General features: G+C 45.3%; 17 protein-coding genes, 2 riboswitches and 1 other annotated feature. Of the genes, 10 read left to right on the forward strand and 7 right to left on the reverse strand.

Annotated features, from left to right (window positions below):
* Positions 1 to 59 precede the first annotated feature (59 nt).
* The 8 genes from NX903_RS06490 to NX903_RS06525 all read left to right on the forward strand — a co-directional run bounded on the left by NX903_RS06490 (position 60) and on the right by NX903_RS06525 (position 6,203).
* A complete protein-coding gene (locus NX903_RS06490; RefSeq protein WP_086343750.1) occupies positions 60 to 587 on the forward strand; it encodes a DinB family protein in 528 nt (175 codons plus the stop codon).
* A complete protein-coding gene (locus tag NX903_RS06495; RefSeq protein ID WP_086343751.1) occupies positions 577 to 1,095 on the forward strand; it encodes a GNAT family N-acetyltransferase in 519 nt (172 codons plus the stop codon). The genes NX903_RS06490 and NX903_RS06495 overlap by 11 nt, the downstream gene beginning before the upstream one ends.
* 32 nt (positions 1,096 to 1,127) lie before the next feature.
* A riboswitch (guanidine-I (ykkC/yxkD leader) is annotated at positions 1,128 to 1,239 on the forward strand.
* Between the two features lie 77 nt (positions 1,240 to 1,316).
* The gene (ykkC, locus tag NX903_RS06500) at positions 1,317 to 1,655 is read left to right on the forward strand and encodes a multidrug efflux SMR transporter subunit YkkC (RefSeq protein ID WP_017695099.1); all 339 of its coding nucleotides are present in this window, start codon (positions 1,317 to 1,319) and stop codon (positions 1,653 to 1,655) included.
* Positions 1,655 to 1,972 (forward strand): multidrug efflux SMR transporter subunit YkkD, encoded by a 318-nt coding sequence (gene ykkD / locus NX903_RS06505; protein ID WP_014476583.1) that lies wholly within the window; start codon positions 1,655 to 1,657, stop codon positions 1,970 to 1,972. The genes ykkC and ykkD overlap by 1 nt, the downstream gene beginning before the upstream one ends.
* 70 nt (positions 1,973 to 2,042) lie before the next feature.
* Complete coding sequence (purU, locus tag NX903_RS06510; RefSeq protein ID WP_014479590.1) at positions 2,043 to 2,945, forward strand: formyltetrahydrofolate deformylase; 903 nt, start codon at positions 2,043 to 2,045, stop codon at positions 2,943 to 2,945.
* Between the two features lie 87 nt (positions 2,946 to 3,032).
* Positions 3,033 to 3,243 (forward strand) — a binding site (T-box leader).
* A gap of 52 nt (positions 3,244 to 3,295) precedes the next feature.
* Positions 3,296 to 4,393, forward strand: coding sequence for a glutamate 5-kinase (proB, locus tag NX903_RS06515; RefSeq protein ID WP_086343752.1), 1,098 nt, complete (start codon positions 3,296 to 3,298; stop codon positions 4,391 to 4,393).
* 11 nt (positions 4,394 to 4,404) lie between these two features.
* Positions 4,405 to 5,652, forward strand: a complete 1,248-nt coding sequence (proA, locus tag NX903_RS06520; RefSeq protein WP_086343753.1) for a glutamate-5-semialdehyde dehydrogenase — start codon at positions 4,405 to 4,407, stop codon at positions 5,650 to 5,652.
* Positions 5,653 to 5,777: 125 nt separating this feature from the next.
* Complete coding sequence (locus NX903_RS06525) at positions 5,778 to 6,203, forward strand: organic hydroperoxide resistance protein (protein WP_024572767.1); 426 nt, start codon at positions 5,778 to 5,780, stop codon at positions 6,201 to 6,203.
* 31 nt (positions 6,204 to 6,234) lie between these two features.
* Here NX903_RS06525 and ohrR read toward each other — a convergent pair whose 3' ends face one another.
* Complete coding sequence (ohrR, locus tag NX903_RS06530) at positions 6,235 to 6,678, reverse strand: organic hydroperoxide resistance transcriptional regulator OhrR (RefSeq protein ID WP_014476587.1); 444 nt, start codon at positions 6,676 to 6,678, stop codon at positions 6,235 to 6,237.
* Between the two features lie 141 nt (positions 6,679 to 6,819).
* Between ohrR and NX903_RS06535 the strand changes: the two genes are divergently transcribed.
* Positions 6,820 to 7,230: an organic hydroperoxide resistance protein gene (locus tag NX903_RS06535; protein ID WP_003232570.1), complete on the forward strand. Its 411-nt coding sequence runs from the start codon at positions 6,820 to 6,822 to the stop codon at positions 7,228 to 7,230.
* A gap of 330 nt (positions 7,231 to 7,560) precedes the next feature.
* Here the strand turns inward: NX903_RS06535 and guaD are convergent, their stop codons facing one another.
* The 3 genes from guaD to isp form a co-directional block, all read right to left on the reverse strand.
* The gene (guaD, locus tag NX903_RS06540; RefSeq protein WP_021479438.1) at positions 7,561 to 8,031 is read right to left on the reverse strand and encodes a guanine deaminase; all 471 of its coding nucleotides are present in this window, start codon (positions 8,029 to 8,031) and stop codon (positions 7,561 to 7,563) included.
* A 172-nt stretch (positions 8,032 to 8,203) separates the two neighbouring features.
* Entirely contained in the window at positions 8,204 to 10,492 is a 2,289-nt protein-coding gene (gene metE, locus NX903_RS06545; protein ID WP_086343754.1) for a 5-methyltetrahydropteroyltriglutamate--homocysteine S-methyltransferase, read from the reverse strand.
* Between the two features lie 127 nt (positions 10,493 to 10,619).
* A riboswitch (SAM riboswitch) is annotated at positions 10,620 to 10,775 on the reverse strand.
* Positions 10,776 to 10,907: 132 nt separating this feature from the next.
* The gene (gene isp / locus NX903_RS06550) at positions 10,908 to 11,867 is read right to left on the reverse strand and encodes a serine protease Isp (RefSeq protein ID WP_029727028.1); all 960 of its coding nucleotides are present in this window, start codon (positions 11,865 to 11,867) and stop codon (positions 10,908 to 10,910) included.
* Positions 11,868 to 12,089: 222 nt separating this feature from the next.
* Between isp and rsbRB the strand changes: the two genes are divergently transcribed.
* Positions 12,090 to 12,923, forward strand: a complete 834-nt coding sequence (gene rsbRB, locus NX903_RS06555) for an RsbT co-antagonist RsbRB (RefSeq protein ID WP_086343755.1) — start codon at positions 12,090 to 12,092, stop codon at positions 12,921 to 12,923.
* Positions 12,924 to 12,953: 30 nt separating this feature from the next.
* On the opposite strand, the gene thiX is transcribed toward rsbRB, so the two are convergent.
* From thiX to NX903_RS06570, 3 genes are read right to left on the reverse strand one after another with little or no spacing between them, the layout of a single operon-like run.
* Positions 12,954 to 13,718, reverse strand: a complete 765-nt coding sequence (gene thiX, locus NX903_RS06560) for an HMP/thiamine ABC transporter permease ThiX (protein WP_086343756.1) — start codon at positions 13,716 to 13,718, stop codon at positions 12,954 to 12,956.
* Complete coding sequence (locus NX903_RS06565) at positions 13,693 to 15,336, reverse strand: ABC transporter ATP-binding protein (RefSeq protein WP_086343757.1); 1,644 nt, start codon at positions 15,334 to 15,336, stop codon at positions 13,693 to 13,695. The genes thiX and NX903_RS06565 overlap by 26 nt, the downstream gene beginning before the upstream one ends.
* A complete protein-coding gene (locus tag NX903_RS06570; RefSeq protein ID WP_029946399.1) occupies positions 15,323 to 15,922 on the reverse strand; it encodes an ECF transporter S component in 600 nt (199 codons plus the stop codon). Before NX903_RS06570 ends, NX903_RS06565 begins: the two co-directional genes overlap by 14 nt.
* Between the last annotated feature and the right edge of the window lies 1 nt (position 15,923).

Genomic DNA, 15,923 nt, shown 5'->3' on the forward strand with positions numbered 1-15,923 from the left:
TTTTTTAAAGGGAATTTTTGTTTGGTGTCAAATGTACCTAGTTAGGAGGGGAACTGAACATGAAGGACTTATCCATAAGAAACGACATGGCGCCAACGGTTAGTCTGCTGTATTCCGCAGTGGAAGAAAATAGTCTCCGTCTGGCTTCTATCGTAAGCCATATGACACACAGTGAACTTTACTATAAGGGGCGCTGCCAAACAAAAAACAGCACGGCTCAGCTTTTGCACCATATCACAAATGTTGATATCAGATGGGTCTGGCGTATCAAGGAAAATCGGATACCTAACCATATTGAACAGGCATACGGCCCCATGACAGATGAAAGCGGACGGCTGCCTGAACCGGTGAATCAGCCAGACTTAGATGAACTCCTGAAAAGACATCAGCATGTAGTAGACGAGCTGAAATCGGTATGCTTCACTTTAACTGAAAATGCTTTGAACCAGCCGCTTTCTTTCGAAGGTGACACCGCGACGATACGATGGGGAATTTGGCATATGGCAGATCATAACCGCTATCATCAGGCACATATTGAAGCTCTCAAAAAAGAATGGAAGCAGGATGTGGCGAAGTATGAACGCTAAAACGAAGCTTGTGACCGATCGAATTCGTTTGCGCTGTATGGAAGATCGGGATCAAGCCAATTTGTTTAGGCTGCTTTTTAATGATCCTGACGTCATGAAATATTATTCCGATTTAAAAGATAAGAGGCAAACCCGCGAGTGGATCAATTGGAACCAACGAAATGAAAAAGGGTACGGCGTTAGTCTGTGGATCGCCGAAGATAACCGGACAGGGGAGTTTTTGGGGCAATGCGGCATCGTTCCCCAGCAGATCGAAAATCAAACCGTAATGGAAATTGGCTATATGTTTGCCCGCCGCCACTGGGGGAACGGCTATGCGCAAGAAGCGGCTCGGGCCTGTCTGGACTATGGCTTTAACGAGCGGCAGTTCGGCAAAATGGCAGCTTTGATTGATCCGGGTAACAAAGCGTCCATACGGGTAGCGGAGAAAATCGGCATGCATTACAGCAAAACGACCAGAAAATGGAATAAACCGATCGCGGTATATGAAAGAAAATCTTACAATTGAAAGATAGAGCTGAGTTTAGTATCATGATATCATGTAAAGTTTTCTAGGGTTCCGCATGTCAATTGACATGGACTGGTCCGAGAGAAAACACGTACGCGTAAATAGAAGCGCGTATGCACACGGAGGGAAAAAAGCCCGGGAGAGTCAATCTCATGTGAGACGACTGTCCGGGGTTTTTTTGTTTTCGGAGAATCCTAATAGATAGAAAGGAATGACTCAAAATGAAATGGGGATTGGTCGTGCTTGCCGCTGTTTTCGAGGTTGTTTGGGTGATAGGCTTAAAGCACGCTGACTCAGCCTTAACATGGAGCGGCACTGCCATCGGCATCATATTCAGCTTTTACCTTCTAATAAAGGCGACTCACATTCTGCCTGTTGGTACCGTGTATGCCGTCTTTACCGGGCTCGGCACAGCGGGAACAGTACTTAGTGAAATCGTTCTGTTTCATGAACCGATTGGATGGCCGAAGCTATTGTTAATTGGCGTGCTCTTAATCGGTGTAATCGGGTTGAAGCTTGTGACACAGGATGAGACAGAGGAAAAAGGAGGCGAGGCATAATGCTGCACTGGATCAGTTTACTGTGCGCGGGCTGTTTAGAAATGGCCGGCGTGGCCCTTATGAATCAATATGCGAAAGAAAAAAGCGTGAAATGGGTGCTGTTGATCATTGTTGGTTTTGCCGCTTCATTTTCCTTGCTGTCGTACGCAATGGAAACCATTCCGATGGGAACGGCTTACGCGGTCTGGACAGGAATTGGCACCGCTGGCGGGGCGCTTGTCGGCATCCTCTTTTACAAGGAGCAGAAAGACGCCAAACGGATCTTCTTTATCGCGTTGATTTTATGCTCAGCGGTTGGTTTAAAAATTCTGTCATAAATTGATTTTTATCAAATCTTCAGTATAATGGATAAATAGTTTAGACTTACAAAGATAAGAGGGATTATTCATGAAATCATATATGACTCAGCGGTTGGACGAATACCGTGACGGAAATGAGGATAAAGGGCGGCTCTTGGTCAGCTGCCCCGATCAGCCGGGTATCGTCTCTGCAGTTTCTGCGTTTTTATTTGAACACGATGCCAATATTATAGAATCAAATCAATATACGACAGACCCTGAAGGCGGCCGGTTCTTCCTGAGAATCGAATTCGACTGCGCGGGCATTCGTGAGAAAAAAGCATCTCTTCAGGCGGCGTTTGCCTCTGTAGCGGAAAAATTCGACATGACATGGAGCTTAACTTTGGCAAGTGAATTGAAGCGTGTCGCCATTTTTGTTTCAAAGGAGCTTCATTGCCTGCATGAGCTGATTTGGGAATGGCAAACCGGCAACCTGATGGCGGAGATCGCTGTTGTCATCAGTAACCATGAGGAAGCGAGAGAGCTGGTTGAGCGCCTGAACATTCCATTCCACTATATGAAAGCGAACAAAGACATCAGAGCGGAAGTCGAAAAGAAGCAGCTTGAACTGCTGGAGCAGTACGATGTTGATGTCATCGTGCTTGCACGCTATATGCAGATTCTAACTCCTGATTTTGTTTCGGCTCATCCGAATCGCATCATCAATATCCACCATTCATTTCTGCCTGCTTTTATCGGTGCGAATCCGTACAAACGGGCTTACGAGCGCGGCGTGAAACTGATCGGTGCGACATCTCACTATGTGACAAACGATCTTGATGAAGGACCGATCATTGAACAGGATATTGAGCGTGTGGACCACCGCGATAATGCGGAAGCGCTGAAAAACATCGGAAGAACAATTGAGCGCAGCGTGCTTGCCCGTGCTGTGAAATGGCATTTGGAAGACCGTGTCATCGTTCATGAAAATAAAACAATCGTCTTTAACTAGACTGAAAGAGGCCCGCGCAAAGCGGGCTATTTTTGATGACAAAAAACCTTGACAAGTGTCTTTTTTCTTTGCATAATATAAAAAAATCATTGAGCGTTGAAGAGGATTAGTAAGCAGATCTTTCTGTGACAGAGAGCAAAATGAATCGCTGAAACATTTTGCCGCATGAAACCTGCCGAACCTGCCTTGGAGTCCTAGGGGGAAAACCTAGGCGCATAACCTGGCGTTACAGGAGAGCGGAGCGTGCACAAGCGCGTTCAATCAAGGTGGTACCACGGAAACCCATTTCGTCCTTATGAATCAGGATGAAATGGGTTTTTTTATTGTAGAAGAGCCGCGGAGGAGAATAAATGAAAAAACAAAGAATAGTAGTGAAAATAGGAAGCAGTTCGCTCACAAATAGCAAAGGAAGCATTGATGAGGCAAAAATCAGAGAGCATGTTCAGGCGATTTCCGTGTTAAAAAAAGCGGGGCATGAAATGATTCTGATTACCTCGGGTGCCGTAGCGGCGGGGTTTTCCAGCCTCGGATATCCGTCCCGTCCCGTTACCATCAAAGGAAAACAGGCGGCGGCCGCGGTCGGACAAACACTGTTAATGCAGCAATATATGAATCAATTTAAACAATACTCACTGACTCCGGGACAAATCCTTTTAACGAGAAATGATTTTTCGAAAAGAGAACGGTATCGAAACGCGTATGCTACGATAATGGAATTATTGGAACGCGGCGTCATTCCGATTATCAACGAGAACGATTCTACATCTGTTGAAGAATTGACATTCGGAGATAATGATATGCTTTCTGCGTTAGTCAGCGGATTGATTCACGCGGACCAGCTCATGATTCTCACCGACATTAACGGACTGTATGATGCCAATCCAAATGAAAATCCTGAGGCGAAACGATTTGATTATTTGCCGGAGATCACGCCTGAATTGCTTGGATATGCAGGTTCAGCCGGATCAAAGGTCGGAACCGGCGGAATGAAATCAAAGCTGTTAGCCGCACAAACCGCGCTGTCTCTGGGAGTGAAAGTATTCATTGGAACTGGCAGCGGAGAGCAAAAACTTGCGGACATTTTGGACGGCAGGGGAGACGGCACTTATATCGGAGACAAAGAACTATCTTCGGTTAACAACACAAGGCAGTGGATTCAGTTCCACTCGCCGATATCGGGAGAAATTATCATTGATGCGGGTGCCGAGGAGGCGATAATCCATAATGGAAGCAGCCTTTTGCCCGCTGGCGTTGTGGGTGTGAACGGAAGCTTTCCGAAAGGGGCGGTTGTGGAAGTCAGGGGACCGGGCGGCGTGATCGGCAAAGGCCAAACCCATTACTCCTCTGAGGAGATTATGGAAGCCAAAGGCAAACGCAGTGACGAACTTGATTTTGAGAAAACGTTTGAGGTTATTCATAGGAATGACTGGGTCAATGTAAACGACTAGGAGGCGGAAAAATGAGTGAAGTTTCTGTAAAAGCGAAGCTGGCGAAAGAAGCAGCAGCCGAAATGATCATGAAAACAACAGCCGAGAAGGATGAGGCGCTCAGCCTCATTGCAAACGGACTCCGCAAAGAACTTGATTTTCTCTTGGCGGAGAATGCAAAAGACATTGAGAACGGAAAAGAGAATGGTTTAACACCGGACATCATTGACCGTCTCACATTGGATGAGAAACGGATACGCGATATCGCGGACGCGGTGGAGCTCTTAATCGACTTAGCGGACCCGGTCGGCGACTCTCTTGAAACGATTGAAAAAGAAAACGGCCTGTTTATTGAAAAAATCCGTGTGCCGCTCGGTGTCGTAGGAATGATTTATGAGGCGAGGCCAAACGTCACAGTTGATGCAGCTACCCTTTGCCTGAAGACAGGGAACGCGGTTGTTCTGCGGGGAAGCTCCTCAGCCATCCATAGCAACAAAGCGCTCGTCAGTGTCATTCACAGAGCACTTGAGCAATCAGCGCTTCCGATTCACGCTGTGCAGCTGATTGAGGATACGAGCAGAGAGACAGCAAAAGAGCTCTTTACGTTAAATGATGGTTTAGACGTATTGATTCCGCGCGGAGGCAAGAAACTGATTGATCTCGTTGTGAGAGAATCAACAGTTCCTGTACTAGAAACGGGAGCAGGAAACTGCCACATATTCATTGACAAAACAGCCAAACCGCAAATGGCAGAAAAGGTTGTCGTAAATGCCAAAACGCAGCGCCCTTCTGTATGCAACGCGATTGAATCATTGCTGATTCACAAGGCTTGGGCGAGACAGCACGGGAAAGAATTGCTGGACCAGCTGGAAAACGCGGGAGTTGAAATTCGCGGTGATGAATTGGTATGTGAACTTCATCCTTCAAGCAAACAAGCATCAAAAGAAGATTGGGAAACCGAATTTTTAGCGCCTGTCCTCAGCGTAAAGACGGTTGAAAACGTCCGAGAAGCTGTAAAGCATATCCAACAATACGGCACCAATCATTCTGAAGCGATTTTAACTGAAAATGACAAAAACGCGGCATATTTTCAAACGGCTGTCGATGCTGCCGCTGTCTATCATAACGCGTCAACCCGCTTTACCGACGGCTTTGAATTCGGCTACGGAGCCGAAATCGGCATCAGCACGCAAAAGCTTCATGCAAGAGGACCGATGGGGCTTCCTGCACTGACTTCTACAAAATACATCATTAAAGGAACTGGGCAAATCCGTGAATAGCGGGGCAATGTTCAATGAAAAAGCTTATCTCGTAATGAGATAAGCTTTTTTATACGTGAAAAATTGACATACCAAAATTAATTGTGTACAATTTAATTGTATAAAATATATTGGGGGAATGAAAAATGAGTCAGCCATTATTTACAGCAACTGTTTCAGCGGTAGGAGGAAGAGAAGGAAAGGTCATTTCATCAGACCGCGTTCTTGAGCTTGATGTCGCAATGCCGGGGACACCGAGAGCCAAGAAATTAGAAAAAGCGACAAATCCAGAGCAGCTGTTTGCAGCAGGTTATGCAGCTTGCTTTGACAGCGCATTGCAGCTTGTCGCAAGAACAGAACGGGTAAAAGTAGAGACAGAGGTTACAGCGAATGTAAGCCTGTTAAAGGATGAAGCGGACCAGGGCTACAAGCTGGGTGTGACACTGCAGGTAAAAGGAGAAGGAGTCAGTGCATCAGAATTGGAGGCGCTTGTGAAAAAAGCGCACGGCGTCTGCCCGTATTCAAAAGCAACCTCCGGAAATATAGATGTGACACTTGAGGTTACTGAATAAATAAAAAGAGGATGCCTTGTACAAGGCATCCTCAATTTTTTTGATGAAGTGTTTCCAGCAATGTATATAGAGCGGACTTTAACTGTTTGAGATCCTCCCCAGACTGCTTTGAGAGCCCCAGAATTGTCTCTGGAATGTCAACCGCTTTTTCTTTTAATAACGCTCCGTCCTCTGTCAGGCTGATCAACACGGACCGCTCATCCTCTTCAGATCTTTTTCTCGTAATCAAACCCTGTTGTTCCATTCGTTTAAGCATCGGAGTGAGCGTCCCTGAATCTAAATACAGCTGTTCGCCCATTTTTTTGACAGTAAGCGTTTCATGTTCCCATAACAATAACAAAGCCAAATATTGGGGGTATGTTATATTCAGCTTATCAAGCAGCGGCTTGTATTGCTTTGTCATTTCCCGCGAACTCGCATATAGCAAAAAACAAAGCTGATTCTCCAATTTCATATGATCAAATTTATTTTCCATTTTGTTCACCAACTCTTTTTGTCATTCGATTCTATTGTATCTGAAAAACCTCACTTTTCCTATTCTCGGCAAACATAGCATGTTTAAAAAGATCAGAAAGGGAAATATAACAACTAGATACAAATAAGGAGGTTGGGAAATATGGCACTATTTACAGCAAAAGTAACCGCGCGAGGCGGACGGGCAGGACATATTACATCAGATGACGGTGTTCTTGATTTTGATATTGTCATGCCAAATGCCAAAAAAGAAGGACAAACCGGCACAAATCCGGAACAGCTCTTTGCGGCAGGGTATGCTGCATGCTTTGGCGGCGCGCTCGAACACGTAGCCAAAGAGCAGAATATCGAAATTGATTCGGAGATTGAAGGGCAGGTCAGCCTCATGAAGGATGAGAGCGACGGCGGCTTTAAAATCGGTGTCACACTTGTTGTGAACACGAAAGATTTAGATCGGGAAAAGGCACAAGAGCTTGTCAACGCCGCTCATGAATTCTGTCCTTACTCAAAAGCAACCAGAGGAAATGTTGATGTAAAACTAGAATTAAAATAATGACCGGCATCCTGAGTGTTCTCAGGATGTTTTTTGGTGTCGGAGCGGGTGTGATCTTTTCGAAGTCTGAGACATTTCTTATAAATGGATTTAGACTTATATCCATTATGAATTGACGCGGAACGGGGTAGGGGTGGGCACAGAAATTGATAAAACGTCAGAGAAGCGATCACAGCGTTTAAAGCCTGCAAAAGTTACAGATGAAGGGGGCGGCTGGCTCGGTGTCTGCCAAGCTGAATTCCGGCGCGCATAATTGCTGTTTTGTATTTGCACAGGGCATAGCGCTACTTGGAGAAATAACAAGGACCAGGCCGCGCATGCCTGATCCTTTTAATATTCTTTCTTATTGGCGAAGTTCCGCCATGCTTGAAAAGGGGATAAATGCTCTGTTAGTGTCACTTGATAAAAGGGGATCGTTCTTTCTTCATCAGGTTTATCAATTTCTTTATAAATGAATGAATCATCAAACCCGGCTTCGGCAGCGTCTGTGTGCTCAGCTGCATAGAAAACGGCTTTAGGCCGGGCCCAGTAGATAGCGCCCAAGCACATTGGGCATGGTTCACAGCTCGTATACAAAATGCAGTCATCAAGCTGGTATGCTCCTAGCACCTTACAGGCTTTTCGAATAGCTGTGACTTCCGCGTGGGCAGTCGGATCATTGCTTGTTGTGACGTTGTTCTGTCCCTCTGCAATAATGGCTCCGTCTTTCACGATAACGGCTCCAAAAGGCCCGCCGATTCCTGCATTCACTCCTTCACATGCGAGAGTGACAGCCCGTTTTAAGAACGTTTCATGATTCATCCCAATCCCTCCTGTCAATAGAGTGTTATTAGTATAGCCGAAAAAAATGCAAAGAACATTCTTAAAAAAGTGCAAAATAAACAAAGTAATTGGGGGATTTGCTAAAATAAGAAACTATTGTGGCTGTATTATAGAAAAAAACCATCTGCCAAATGCAGATGGTTTTTTCAAATTATACTAGCTGTGTCTGCTGTGCTCTTGCCTGTTTTGCAGCTTCAACCATGTTTTTCAATGCTGCAACCGTTTCTTCCTGCTGTCTTGTTTTCAATCCGCAGTCTGGATTTACCCAGAAGCGGTCAGTCGGACAGACGGCAAGCGCATCAACGATAATATTGTACATTTCTTCAGTTGACGGCACACGAGGGCTGTGAATGTCATATACACCAAGGCCAAGCCCTTTCAAATACGGGTGGTTTTTTAAGTAATCTAAAAATCCTCCGTGGCTTCTGCTATGTTCGATTGTAATCACATCGGCATCAAGATCATTGATTGTATCAACGATATCTTCGAAGTTGCTGTAGCACATATGTGTATGAATTTGTGTCTCGTTTTTCACGGAAGAAGTGGTTAATCTGAAAGCTTCTGCCGCCCAAGTCAAATACTCATCCCAATCGCGGGTTTTCAATGGAAGGCCTTCACGCAACGCTGGTTCATCGACTTGAATGATTTGAATGCCTGCGTCTTCAAGCGCTTTAACTTCTTTGCGAAGGGCAAGCCCGATTTGGAAGGCGATTTCTTTCCTCGAGATGTCGTTTCGAGGGAAAGACCAGTTTAAGATTGTAACCGGGCCCGTCAGCATTCCTTTTACATGCTTGGAAGTCAATGACTGTGCGTAGACTGTGTCTTTCACTGTCATCGGTTCAATAAATTCAACATCTCCGTAAATGACTGGCGGGCGGACACAGCGTGAGCCGTATGATTGAACCCAGGCATATTTAGTGAAGGCGAAACCGGCCAGCTTTTCACCGAAGTATTCGACCATGTCTGTCCGTTCAAATTCGCCGTGAACAAGGACATCAAGCTCCAATTCTTCCTGAATATCAATCCATCTTTTTGTTTCCGCATTGATAAAGTTTTGATACTGTTCATCGGACCACTCAGCTTTCCGCCATTTTTGGCGTGCGCTCCGCACTTCAGCAGACTGCGGGAAGCTGCCGATCGTTGTCGTCGGCAAAAGCGGAAGGCCGAGAGATTCATTTTGCAGGGCTAAACGTTCTTCAAACGGAATCGGGCGCTTGAAGTCTTTATCAGTTAATTGCTCAAGCTCTTTCTTTTGTTCAGAATTGGCGCCTGTTGCAAACTGTTTAAGCGCCTGGATATCAGCCTTAGCCTGCTGAATCTCTTCGCTGATCGCCGCTTTTCCTGATACTAAGCCTTCTTTCAAAGCTGTCAGCTCGGCCAGCTTTTCTTTTGCGTAGGATAATCCGTTCAATAGGTCTTTTTCCAAATGCTCATCAGGGTGTTTCGCTACCGGAACATGCAGCAGGCTGCTGGAAGGCTGAATCCACAGTTCATCAACTTTTGCAATGCTGAGAATATCAAGAACGGCATCGAGACGCTCTTCAAGGTCCGCTTTCCAAATGTTGCGTCCGTCGATAACACCGGCTGCCAGCACTTTGTCTGTCGGAAAGCCATGTGTTTTAAGCTGTTCCAGGTTTCTGCCTTTGTCGTGAACGAAATCAAGGCCAATACCCTGAACCGGGTAAGAGATCAGCTCTTCATAAGCATCAACAGAATCAAAATACGTCTGCAAAAGCACATTCAAGGATGAAAGCTCACTTGTAATGCTTTCAAATAATTCTTTTGCACCGCGGACATCTTCACTAGAGGCGGTAACGAGCGCCGGCTCATCGATTTGAACCCATTTTACGCCTTCTTCTTCAAGCTCTTTCAAAAGCTGTACATATAATGGCACAAGGCGTTTTTGGATCGCTTTTGCTTCAGACGGTTCATAGCCTTTAGCAAGCGTAACGAACGTATAAGGGCCGACAATCACAGGCTTTGTTTCCACACCGTATTCCTGTTTGATCCGGCGATAATCTTCGAGTTGTTTGTTTCTTGTCAGACGGAACTCAATGCTCTCGTCATATTCCGGAACGATGTAATGGTAATTTGTATTAAACCATTTTGTCATTTCACTAGATACGGCGTCTTTGATTCCGCGGGCGATAGCGAAGTATGTATCGGTAGCGTCAGTCAAATGTCTAAAACGTTTCGGAATCCAGTTGAAGCTGACTGCTGTGTCGAGTACATGGTCATACTGTGTGAAATCAGAAACAGGCACAACATCAATCTGCTGGTCAATTTGTGTTTTTACTGCGGATAAAAATAGTTCGTCGATTTGCTTCAAAAACGTATCTTTATCAGTACTGCTTTTCCAATACGCTTCAAGTGCTTTTTTCCATTCCCGGTTCAGTCCGATTCTCGGAAATCCTAAATTCGATGTTTTGATGGTTGTCATTGTTTCTCCTCCTTTATATGTAAAACACTCTCTTTAACCCGCGGATACAGGCTGCTAAGAGGTTTTCTCACAACAAAAAGCCTCTTTCCCATGAGAGAAAGAGGCTTTTCTACGTAAAACACTGCCTCTCTCATCTCTCAGACACAATCTGATGGAATTAGCACCGTGCCTTATGAGACATCAGTCTCGGCGCGAAAAGCAGTGCGCCCCATTTCACAATGGTATTACGGTCGGTTGCTGTTGGGGTCAAAAGGCCAATCCCTCGCCCAACTCTCGATAAGAGAAAATGTTATTAATTTTTTGAAAAGTTGAATCATTTGTTGGTAATCTTAACAGTAATTCAAATTCATTGTCAACATAGAATTTGAAATTTTTATTTATATGATGTGGTGTATATTATATAAGAAAAATAATCTTATAGGGTCAACAAATGTGATTGCTCTGCTTTTTCTGCGAGCTCATCAGGAGCTGTTAAATACAGGAATCCATTGCCTGCCAGCGTTTTTGCAATTTCAAGAGGAAGTGTCCTGCGGATTAGCTGTGCGAAAACTTCAGATTCAGAAAGCTTTCTTTGAAATGATTCTTCTTCATAGCTTTTGATTAAAGCAAGCGCTCCGCTGACATGAGGGGCAGCCATTGAAGTGCCGGTCAGCTTACCGTACTTCTTGTTGGGAAGGGTGGATAAGATATTTTCTCCTGGTGCCACAAGGTCAATCTCTTTATTCGCGTTAGAAAATTCTGATAATTCTCGCGCTACTGAAACAGATCCAACTGCAATGACTTCGTTATAAGCTGCGGGGTAGGAAAGCTCTTCTGTGCGTTCGTCGCCGTCACCCTCATTTCCCGCTGCACAAACGACAAGCACTCCGTTTTTGACTGCGTTTTTCACTGCTTCTTCCAGCTCTGGCACATCGCTTGGCCCTCCAAGGGACATTGAGATGATGTCGACTTTCTGTTCCACCGCGTAGTTGATGCCGTTGATTATCCATTCGTATTGTCCGCTGCCGTTCTCGCCGCCAAGAACCTTCACAATCAATAGGCTTGCCTCAGGCGCGACTCCGGCAATGCCTCCGTTTGAATCATTAGCTGCAATCGTTCCGGCGACGTGTGTGCCGTGTCCGTTGTAGTCGGAAATCGCATCTTCCTTGCCGCCGTCGTCATCCGTGAAGTTCTTTCCGCCGATGATTTGATTTTTTAAATCAGGGTGGCTTGTGTCGCAGCCCGTGTCTAATACAGCAACTTTAATATTTTTGCCTTTTACCCCTTTTGCCCACATTTCTGGCGCCTTAATCACTTTAATGCCCTCAGGAAGCTCGTTTACATCCATGATCTTCTCATTCGTCACATACGGGATCAAGCGGATTTCACCATTCATAAAAAAGCCCTCCTTTTTTATGCTTTCAAGTGGATTCAAGGGTGTTGCCTCATATTATATGAAAAAAGCAAGCGCTCGGACAGAGCCATTTGAAGCATTTTGAAAAAATAGGATACACACCAAAGAATTAGTAATCTTCAAAATATTGGATGGCTTCGGCGTGTATGACTGGGATTCAACTGTAAGTCAAGTTATAATAGTGTTGGGGAAAGGAGCAGTGTCATGAAACTGAATGAAAAATTATATGCATTTTTTTCAGAGCATGTGGAACAAATGGCCGAGGAATGGATTGAAACGATGGAGGAAAGTGATCCGAATTCGCTTTACGCCCTACATAATGCAACAGTAACGGAAGAATTGAAAGAGCAGGACAGAGAATTTTACCGGCATCTGAATTACATGTATGTTTTACCGGAAAAACAATTTCTCGAAGAGTTTCAAGAGTGGGTCATTGAGCTGACCAACGATCAAAAACATCTTGACACACCGGTTCAGTATGTCATTCGGGAGTTTATGAGAAACAGGAGATTATATACGAAGTATTTTGAGAAGTTCGCAGAAGAAAATGAGTCAGCGTTTGAACCGGGAGAGAAGCAAAAATGGGCAGATTTGATTGTAAAAGTATTTGATTTCACCATTTATACATTCGTTGATCACGCTGAAATGAATACCAAGCAGCAATTAAACGCCCAAAGAGAAATGATATTGGAATTAAGCTCACCTGTCATTACCCTGAGCAAATCAACAGCTCTGCTGCCGCTTGTCGGTGACATTGATACCGAACGGGCGAAGTTTATTCTGGAAAACACGCTTCAAGCTTGTGCGAAAAGACGTGTGGAGCATCTGTTAATCGATCTGTCAGGTGTTGTTGTGGTGGATACGATGGTGGCGCACCAGATCTTTAAATTGATTGAGGCGCTTAATCTGATCGGTGTCCGGTCAACCCTGTCAGGAATCAGGCCTGAAATTGCGCAAACTGCTGTACAGCTGGGGATTGACTTTTCGAATATTACCATTAAAACCAACCTTGCCCAAGCATTAAACTATCATCAATAAAAAAATCCGCTATCTGTGATAGCGGATTTTTTATGATGCGAAACATAAAGATACGAGAAAGGATCCCGCAAATAATAAGAGGACGAGGCAAAAGAACACCCAGTCGTGCCGGTTCACGCTCAATGTCCTGTAATATGTCCGGTTTCTGCTTCCAGTAAAACCTTTCGATTCCATCGCAAGCGCTGTCCGTTCCGCTTTTCTGATGGCGCTTGCCAATAGCGGTATGGTATATCGTTTTAACGCACTGATTTTCTTAATGATGCCGCTCTCCGCCGCTCCTCCTCTGATTTTATGAGCCTGCTGAATCAGCTGGATCTCATCCTTTAACAGCGGAAGAAAGCGAAAGCCTGCAATGACACCGTACGCGAGCTTTGGTGAGAGCCTGCACTGCTGGACAAGGCTCAGCATAAATAAAATCGGATCGGTTGTAAAAACAAACATCATCGATAAGGCGGAAAAGCATAAAATACGAAACCCAAGGGAGATGCCGACAGACACATTATCGCTGTTAATTGAGATAGGGCCTGCTTGAAACAAAAAATTATCCGGTGTTGTCGGCACCTTTCCAAAAACTGCGGCTGTCCACACGCACCCGAATGCTAAAATCAAAAACGGAATCGTAAACAACAACCATTTTTTCAATGGGATTCCGGCCGCCAGTAGAACGCCCGCAACGATGATGATATAAAAACATGCCGGAGTGTAAGGGTTGTAAATAAACGACAGCATGACGACACAACAAAAAACCGCCGCCGCTTTCACAGTCGGATTAATGAGATGTAACGGCTGCTTCATCACGCACCTCCTCTTGATATGCCATCCATTCATATAGAAGAGGAAGGGTGAGCTTTGCTTTTTGGACAAGCCCTGTTTCTTGAGAAAACAACTGCGCTGGAGATCCGTCAAAGGCCAGGCCCGTATCGTGAAGCACAAGCACGCTGTCAGCATACGAAGAGACTAGCTCCATATCGTGTGTAATCATAAGGACAGCGGTTCCCTCTGCCTTGATACGCTGAATCATTTCCATACATTCAGCCGCCGTGCGGGCATCCTGGCCAAAGGTTGGTTCGTCTAATAATAAAACCTTTACGTCATGCATGAGCATAGTAGCTACGCTCAGTCGCCGTTTTTGTCCTTGGCTGATCGCAAACGGATGATGATCAGCCAAATGCGCAAGACCAAAACGCTGCAGCAGGTGTTGCGCTTTTTTCTCAGTTTCAGCATTTGCTTTCTGGCCGAACAGAAGCTCATCATACACCGTATCGGTGACGAATTGATGCTCAGGGTTTTGAAAAACAAATCCCATCCGTTTACGCAATTCTTTTTCTTTATATTTCTGCAGCGGCTGGTCATAAAGAAGGATTTTGCCGCTTTGCGGTTTCATGAGACGGGCCAGAACTGATAAGAGCGTCGATTTTCCAGTGCCGTTCGGACCGACAAGCGCCGTTAAAGAGCCTCCGCGCAACGAAAAGCTGATGTCTTTGAAAATCGTCTGCTGTCCTCTCGCGAACGAAAGGCTGCTGACTTCAAGCACACTCTCCCCAGAAGGAGCTTCCTTCTTTTTGGCATGCCCGGCAGGAATAGGCTCTTTGAATAGCATTTCTTTTGATAAAGTAAACGGCATACTCAGCTTTTCCTGCAGATGACAGACCTTTGGAATGGCGATGCCCAATTTCTTTAGTGTCTCCGCTTCATGCTGAAATAGATTTTTCGTCAGGCCATCCAGCGCCTTTTTGCCTGATTTGTCGAGTACGATCGTTCTCTCAATCCAAGGCGCCCATTCATCAAGCTGGTGCTCAATGACGAGGAGGCTGAAACCTTTTTCCCGCTGAAGATCCTTCATCAGATGAACGAACTCCCGCGCTGAGAAAGGGTCTAAAAGAGAGGTCGGCTCATCTAAAATAATAAGCTCAGGCTCCATCGCCAAAATACAGGCGAGAGCCACTTTCTGCTTTTGTCCTCCTGAAAGGGTTGAGATCGTTTTTTCTTTTAAATGGGTAATGCGTAATTTTTCTAATACGGCGTTGATTTTCTCTGTCATTGCTTCTTTTGGAATTTGCAGATTTTCCAGCCCGAACGCAATTTCATCCTCTACCGTCAGCATGCAGAACTGCTGATCAGGATCCTGAAAAACGACCCCGGCATGCTGAGCAATCGTTTCGGAGGTTTCAGCATCTGTGACCGGCTTTTGAAATAGAAAGACATGTCCGGACTGAATGCCGTCGCAAGCCTCCGGATATAGACCGTTTAAACAAAGGGCGAGCGAGCTTTTACCGCATCCGCTCGGTCCTAATAATAAAACACATTCTCCTTTTTGAAGCTCAAACGAAATGTCTTGAAAAACCGGTTTCTCGTCTTCTTCATAAGAGAAGCTGAGCTGCTCAACCGTCAGAAGCTCATCAAAGGCTTGCATGTTCTGACGCCCGCTTCCGTTTCTTTTTCAGTTCCTTTCCGAGTGCCATTCCGTTTAACACACCTGTATAAGCGAGAGAATCGCTGACAGCTTTTCCGAGAAGCCCCGCCAAAAGCGCGCCGGAAATGAGGCGGATCACAAGCATAATGAGCAGATAACCTGGTGAATAGGCTGCATAGCCAGAAACAAAGAGATCATAGATAAAGCTGGCTACTGAAGACCCCATACCGGCCAGCATAAGGACAGGGAGAGAGTATGCTTTCCAGCGTGTTGCAAGAAATACAGCCTCAGCCCCGAGCCCTTGAACAATGCCAATGACGATGACCATCGGGCCAGACGGATTTCCCAGCAGGCACTCAACGAGAGCGGCAATGATTTCAGAAACGAGCGCCGCACCCGGTTTTTGAATCATGTACGCGGCGATCACAGAAACGATAAACCAAATGCCGTAAATCGGTTCATAGGCGATTGGCCCAAACATACCTGCAAGCACGTTTCCGAAATGTGTAAATAATAAATAAACAACGGCAAATACGATACTGATAACGGACATGATGACAATTTCTTTTACTTTCCAGCTTTTCATT

Origin of the sequence: Bacillus sp. FSL R5-0576 (genome assembly GCF_038004765.1) — a bacterium.
Taxonomy (GTDB): domain Bacteria; phylum Bacillota; class Bacilli; order Bacillales; family Bacillaceae; genus Bacillus; species Bacillus subtilis.

What these genes read in the sequence shown, in the direction of transcription:
- proB (WP_086343752.1), top strand. Translation starts at nt 3,296, where the DNA reads ATGAAAAAACAAAGAATAGTAGTGAAAATAGGAAGCAGTTCGCTCACA.
- purU (WP_014479590.1), top strand. Translation starts at nt 2,043, where the DNA reads ATGAAATCATATATGACTCAGCGGTTGGACGAATACCGTGACGGAAAT.
- NX903_RS06535 (WP_003232570.1), top strand. Translation starts at nt 6,820, where the DNA reads ATGGCACTATTTACAGCAAAAGTAACCGCGCGAGGCGGACGGGCAGGA.
- NX903_RS06570 (WP_029946399.1), bottom strand. Translation starts at nt 15,922, where the DNA reads ATGAAAAGCTGGAAAGTAAAAGAAATTGTCATCATGTCCGTTATCAGT.
- isp (WP_029727028.1), bottom strand. Translation starts at nt 11,867, where the DNA reads ATGAATGGTGAAATCCGCTTGATCCCGTATGTGACGAATGAGAAGATC.
- metE (WP_086343754.1), bottom strand. Translation starts at nt 10,492, where the DNA reads ATGACAACCATCAAAACATCGAATTTAGGATTTCCGAGAATCGGACTG.
- ohrR (WP_014476587.1), bottom strand. Translation starts at nt 6,678, where the DNA reads ATGGAAAATAAATTTGATCATATGAAATTGGAGAATCAGCTTTGTTTT.
- thiX (WP_086343756.1), bottom strand. Translation starts at nt 13,718, where the DNA reads ATGAAGCAGCCGTTACATCTCATTAATCCGACTGTGAAAGCGGCGGCG.
- ykkC (WP_017695099.1), top strand. Translation starts at nt 1,317, where the DNA reads ATGAAATGGGGATTGGTCGTGCTTGCCGCTGTTTTCGAGGTTGTTTGG.
- guaD (WP_021479438.1), bottom strand. Translation starts at nt 8,031, where the DNA reads ATGAATCATGAAACGTTCTTAAAACGGGCTGTCACTCTCGCATGTGAA.
- rsbRB (WP_086343755.1), top strand. Translation starts at nt 12,090, where the DNA reads ATGAAACTGAATGAAAAATTATATGCATTTTTTTCAGAGCATGTGGAA.
- NX903_RS06490 (WP_086343750.1), top strand. Translation starts at nt 60, where the DNA reads ATGAAGGACTTATCCATAAGAAACGACATGGCGCCAACGGTTAGTCTG.
- ykkD (WP_014476583.1), top strand. Translation starts at nt 1,655, where the DNA reads ATGCTGCACTGGATCAGTTTACTGTGCGCGGGCTGTTTAGAAATGGCC.
- proA (WP_086343753.1), top strand. Translation starts at nt 4,405, where the DNA reads ATGAGTGAAGTTTCTGTAAAAGCGAAGCTGGCGAAAGAAGCAGCAGCC.
- NX903_RS06525 (WP_024572767.1), top strand. Translation starts at nt 5,778, where the DNA reads ATGAGTCAGCCATTATTTACAGCAACTGTTTCAGCGGTAGGAGGAAGA.
- NX903_RS06495 (WP_086343751.1), top strand. Translation starts at nt 577, where the DNA reads ATGAACGCTAAAACGAAGCTTGTGACCGATCGAATTCGTTTGCGCTGT.
- NX903_RS06565 (WP_086343757.1), bottom strand. Translation starts at nt 15,336, where the DNA reads ATGCAAGCCTTTGATGAGCTTCTGACGGTTGAGCAGCTCAGCTTCTCT.